The sequence below is a fragment of the Nostoc cf. edaphicum LEGE 07299 genome (assembly GCF_015207245.1).
In the GTDB taxonomy this organism is placed as follows: domain Bacteria; phylum Cyanobacteriota; class Cyanobacteriia; order Cyanobacteriales; family Nostocaceae; genus Nostoc; species Nostoc edaphicum_B.
In genome coordinates, this window is the sequence record NZ_JADEXF010000384.1 from 1 (window position 1) to 4903 (window position 4903).

Annotated in this window: 5 protein-coding genes; 1 reads left to right on the forward strand and 4 read right to left on the reverse strand. The window is 42.1% G+C overall.

The genetic code is table 11. The annotated features are described in order from the left end of the window. Nucleotides 1-857 precede the first annotated feature (857 nt). Entirely contained in the window at nt 858-2159 is a 1302-nt protein-coding gene (locus tag IQ229_RS13095; RefSeq protein WP_194044315.1) for an inorganic phosphate transporter, read from the reverse strand. A gap of 36 nt (nt 2160-2195) precedes the next feature. Between IQ229_RS13095 and IQ229_RS13100 the strand changes: the two genes are divergently transcribed. Next, on the forward strand, nt 2196-2531 hold the full coding sequence (locus IQ229_RS13100) for a hypothetical protein (protein ID WP_194044317.1): 336 nt from the start codon (nt 2196-2198) through the stop codon (nt 2529-2531). Here IQ229_RS13100 and IQ229_RS13105 read toward each other — a convergent pair. The 3 genes from IQ229_RS13105 to IQ229_RS13115 form a co-directional block, all read right to left on the reverse strand. Next, nucleotides 2494-3540, reverse strand: a complete 1047-nt coding sequence (locus IQ229_RS13105; protein WP_194044323.1) for a zinc-dependent dehydrogenase — start codon at nt 3538-3540, stop codon at nt 2494-2496. The genes IQ229_RS13100 and IQ229_RS13105 overlap by 38 nt on opposite strands. A 58-nt stretch (nt 3541-3598) precedes the next feature. After that, complete coding sequence (locus tag IQ229_RS13110; RefSeq protein WP_194044319.1) at nt 3599-4435, reverse strand: PIN domain-containing protein; 837 nt, start codon at nt 4433-4435, stop codon at nt 3599-3601. Nucleotides 4436-4457: 22 nt separating this feature from the next. Continuing rightward, nucleotides 4458-4903 (reverse strand): helix-turn-helix domain-containing protein (locus IQ229_RS13115; protein ID WP_409339927.1); only part of this gene is annotated, 446 nt, incomplete at its 5' end.

The window sequence follows — 4903 nt, forward strand, 5'->3', positions numbered from 1 at the left end:
ACTACAGCCCAAAGAGCATTTTCTGCTGCTCTAGATAGCTCCCCTCTGACTCTTGGGTTTTCTGGTTGCTTCTCGAATCGCCCCATTAGCTTCTAACCTCTAACACTTTGACGATAAAGCTGCTTCCCGTACACTTGATTGGCGGTCATCCTAATTTCCTGTATTTTGTCAGATAAATTAAAAATTTTAACAGCACTTCCGCATTTCAACGTAATTCTGTCATACTAGACACAAGTTAGCAAAGCATCTAAGTTTGCCACACAGCTTATTACACCGTGTTCTCTTCAGCATTGATAAGTATTTAACCATTAGATTTTGAATTTTGGTGAGGTATCACCCGTCTTGGTGGTTCACATAGTTAGCGATGCCAAAGCGTTTGGGGAATTGCCCAACCCGAAGGGATTTTGGATTGATCGCCCCGCCTGGAAGTCCCTTAAATAGAGACTTTTTTATTTTTGGTCAGTTTAATTTTCATAAATTATTTGCCAATGAAATTTTTACTTTCAAAGAAATCTCACTCCAAATAATATTTATTGTTTTGCTGCCAATAATAATTGTCAAAGATTCACAGATGCGTGTGCGTAGGCGACTCGTCGCTAGATATCCCCACCAAATTGTCTGACTTGCGAAACTAACTGTAAATTTGTGTGGAATGTAACTGGTGTGACAGTTTATATCTCTAAACGGGGATTAAAGTATCCTTCTATGGAAATTCTAAGTTACGTTATCCCTTGCACAACATTCTAATGAATGAGCAGCAATTCTGCAAAAGCACACTTTTTTTGGCGTTGTTGCAGTCTGGGTTTTGCTTTGAGTAAATTCCAATAGAGGAAAAGTTTGAAAAATATTAATAATTCTTAGAAGAATAAAATCTGGGCGATGCTGAAAATGGCAGCGCTAAGGGCAGCACTCACAGGGATTGTAATTAGCCATGCGGCAGCAATGCCTTTTAGTGTTTGAAACTTAATCGACTTGAGATTTTGCACTAGTCCAATACCAACTACACCGCCGACAAGAGCGTGGGATGTGGAGACTGGTAAACCTAGCCGGGAGGCAATGAGAATGGTGGTAGCAGTAGCAAGTTCGGCACAAAATCCACTACTAGGTTGCAAGGCAATGATGTTTTCGCCAATGGTAGCAATAACTTTTTTTCCCCAGACAGCTAAACCACCAACAATACCAGCACCACCAAGAATTAAAATCCAAAGCGGGATAGTTATACCATCAGTAGGTACGCTACCAGTGCGATTGATGTAAACGATCGCAGCTAAAGGAGCGATCGCATTTCCCACATCATTGGAACCGTGAGCAAAGGCGACAAAGCAAGCACTTAGTAGTTGAAATCGGGCGAATAATCTTTCTACAGGATTGGGCATGGGGCATGGGGCATTGGGCATGGGGGATTGGGTAGACTCTTCTGTTTGCCCTGATGTCCCCATCTCTCCCAATTGTCGCCAACTGATGATTGTGAGTCCAACTGCTGCAATTGCACCCGTTAACAGTGGGATGTCATGAGAAGGGATTGTAAAACCAACTTGCTCAATTACAAAATTGGTTAGCGGTTCAGTTAGCGATGGTAATACAATCACGCCGAATACACCTAGCAGCGCAGTACTCAACCAGGGAATCCACTCTTGTAACTGGATTACTTGATTGGGTTGATCCAAAATCCAGTGCTTGATTTGACTGTAAAATAAAGCAGCGATCGCACCACTAATTAACGGCGTTAAGATCCAGCCAATGGTGATCGAGCCAATTGATGACCAATCAATTGCACCTACTCCTAAAGCTACCCAACTAAATCCAGCGATCGCACCAACAACTGCATGAGAAGAGGATACAGGTAAACCGCGTGATGTGGCAATTTGCAACCACACACCACAGGAAATTAGTACCGTTACCATCCCAGTAAGTAATATTTGGGGTGTAGCTGCGAATAAGGCGGGATTAGCAATTTTCGTTGCTAGAGTTTCCGTTACCTCATGTCCAAACAGCACAGCACCCGTAAACTCTAATACTCCAGCAATAATTATCGCTTGCTTGAGAGTGACAGCTTTGGAACCTACAGAGGTTCCCATCGCGTTAGCAACATCGTTTGCTCCGAGATTCCAGGCGACGTAGAAAGCTAGTAGAGCGACGAAAAGTAGGGTAATAAGCATTTTGTTGGGGACAAGGGGAAACTGAGAAAGATGAGGATGAAACTTGAGTTTTTAAGGGTGAACTTTGAACCTTTGAGCTTCATTGTTGAACTTCTGAGCTTCATCGTTGAACCTTTTAGCTTCGTCGTTGAACCTCTGAGCTTCATCGTTGAACCTTTTAGCTTCATCGTTGAACTTCTGAGCTTCATCGTTGAGCTTCTGAGCTTCATCGTTGAACCTTTTAGCTTCATCGTTGAGCTTCTGAGCTTCATCGTTGAACTTCTGAGCTTCATCGTTGAACCTTTGAGCTTTAAAATTCTAGTTTTAACACTCCCCCATCTCCCTCATCTTCCTTTTACGGATAAATTAAGATTTTATAAGTATCCGGTGTAGGTGCGATCGCAACTTCCACAGCTGCTGATAAATCTTTTAATGGATAGCGATCGCTAATCAACGCTTTTACATCAATCCGCTGATTAAATACAATATCGGCTGATAGGCTCTGAAGCCGATAAGATGAGCTATAACTGCCGATCAAGTCAATTTCTCGACGGTAGAGGATATTTGGGTTAATGGGAATTTCCACTTCATCAGGAAATTCGGCGAAAAACAAGATTTTACCGCCTTTGCGGGTACTATCAAGTGCTTGAAAGAAAGCTTTCTCACTCGGAACCGCCAGCAGTGTAACATCAACGCCTAGTCCACCAGTTAAGACAGAGATTTTGGCGGGTAAATCGGGATCACGAGCATCAAAAGCCGCCTCTGCACCGACACTCAACGCTTTATCAATTCTAGAGGGCAGTAAATCAGTAGCGATCGCTTTTGCTCCAAAATACTTCACCAACATAATGAACATTAACCCAATTGGCCCAGCACCAGTAACTAACACAGTTTGTCCTGGAGCAATTTGAGCTTTTCTCACTGCCTTCAAACAGCAGTTAGTTGGTTCTACAAAACTCGCTTCTTCAAAACTGATGTTATCCGGGATGGGAATTAGCCCACCATTTTCCACAATATGTCCAGGAACCTTGACATAATCGGCAAAACCGCCGCCACTGGCGTTAAAGCCTGCGGTTGTAGAGATGTTCTTGTAAACATCGCACATAGAGAAATTATCATTTAGGCAGTAGGCGCAACGCATACAGGGGATGTGGTGCATCACTGCTACCCGTTGTCCAACTTGCCAACCTTTGACATTATTGCCTATTGCTGCGATCGTGCCGGCAGTTTCATGTCCAAAAATGCGCGGCGGTTCATACAGCGGATAACGAATTTTTTTAATATCTGACTGACACAACCCCACAACCCGCACCTGTACCAGCACTTCATCTGGTTCCAGAGTTGGAACTGGGATATCTTCGTAAGAAAGTTGATTAACGCCTCTAAATACCTGTGCTTTCACGTTGGTTTTTCCCCGCTCAACGATACTAGATGTAACATTAGCAGTCAACGTTAGGCTATCAAGTTTGAGATTTCTCTGTTTTAGCTTGTTCTAGTTCTTGTTCAAAGCTTTGTTCCAATCTTTGAAATGCCTTAATGTCCTTTGATAAAATACTTCCCTGAATTTTTCCATTCTCAACTCGCAGGATTTCTCCTCGGTTGTCCTTTGCAGTGATTGTTAAAATTTTCCTATTTTGCCAGAGTCGATACTGTTCACCCTCAAGGTATCGACCACCTTCTGGTGCTATTCTTGCAAATTTACTCTTTAGGGTTGTTTTAGCAATTTGCACGATTACATCAGAATATTCATGGAAGCGAATACTAGCAGCAAAATTTATAACATTATTTTTTTCTAACTTATCCAGCAATTCAGCAACAGTCAGAGGAGGGTTCTTGAGAGCCTCAGATTGCTGTCGAATTACTTCAATCATTTTTCCTGGAAATTGGTCATTAAGATAAACCAAAAAATTATCTGGATGCCAAGCTTCAATATCCCAAGGCTTTAAAGCTTCTGCTGGAAAGTCATCTAAATTAGCAGTAACAATTACTTTTGCCTTGGCAACTATAGCAGCAGCAACAACATGGTAATCGCCTGGATCATTTGTCATTGATGCAACTAACTGTTCTGGTACTTCCACCATTGCTTCAGGAAAGTGCATCTTGAGCATTTCCTGAAAGCGTACTGCTTTGGCATCCGTCATCTTTCCATTCTTTACAAGGTTGCGAGTAGCGCCTTCTAGAATTTCTTGTGAAAAATGAATTTGGTAAAGTTCTGCCTCAGCAGCACGGAATAAAGTATCACACAGAGGCATAGGGTAGATAACGCAAGAGTCCAAAACAACAGAGAAAGAAAGCATCTTACTAGTCTAATTTGCTACTCTACTCATCATAGAACCCTTCATCTTGCATAAATTGAGTCAATTCCTTCAAACCTTCTCTACGCTTGATGTCCCTCTGTTGTTTATATTTCATTAAATCATCGAAACGAACCCGTCGATGTGAACCCACCTTAATGTAATGAATGTCGCCTTGTTCTAATAACTTGATCAGGTAGGGACGTGATACGTTAAGGAGTTCAGACGCTTGTTGTGTCGTCAGTTCTTGTTGTTGGGGAATTATTGATATAGCTTTACCTGATGCCATTGCATGGACAATTTGAAGCAACACCTGATAAATGGAATCAGGAATGATAATTTGTTCTCCGTTAGCTCCTACCAGTTTCGCTTGGGAACCTTGAACGCTCAATATGCGCTCCAGTTCCTTGATAGATTGAGCTTCTAGCTGTGGAGATATTACAGAATCTAAAGACATATTCTGTCTTAACA